The organism is Paracholeplasma manati (assembly GCF_025742995.1).
Taxonomy (GTDB): Bacteria; Bacillota_I; Bacilli_A; order Acholeplasmatales; family UBA5453; genus Paracholeplasma; species Paracholeplasma manati.
The window spans coordinates 1-438 of sequence record NZ_JAOVQM010000024.1 but is presented as its reverse complement, the minus strand read 5'-3'; the positions used below and the strand labels follow the sequence as shown (position 1 = coordinate 438).

The following is a 438-nucleotide window of genomic DNA, read 5'->3' as shown; positions in this document are numbered from 1 at the left end:
TTTAGGTAGTTTGATATAACCCTTTAATAGAACGATGTTATTGTTAACAAGGTTGGTTGTATAGCCATAGTCTTGTTTCTTAGAATGAAATTTGGGAAAATCTTGTTTATGATTGAAGAATTGTTTATAAGCTTTTTCTAGATTGAGTTGCGTATTGGCTAGAGATAAAGAGTCGATGTCTTTTAGAAATGGATAAGTATCTTTATATTGTGCCGGACGGTTGTATAACATGGTTTTATCAAGTTCATACTGTTTCTGCTTATCTTCTAACATCTTATTCCAGAGAAAGCGATTATGGCCTAAGGTCATACGAATCAAAGTCTGTTGAGTTTGAGTTGGATAGATTCTAAACTTAAAGGCTTTGTTCATCCGATATTTCCCCATTTCATAGTATTTATGTATAGTGATTATTCAACTATATTATAACATTATTTATGG

At 31.3% G+C, this 438-nt stretch carries 1 protein-coding gene; it reads right to left on the bottom strand.

Annotated features, from left to right (window positions below; translation table 11 throughout):
- Positions 1-369: helix-turn-helix domain-containing protein (locus tag N7548_RS08830; RefSeq protein WP_263609108.1), on the bottom strand; the 369-nt coding region annotated here is incomplete at its 3' end.
- Between the last annotated feature and the right edge of the window lie 69 nt (positions 370-438).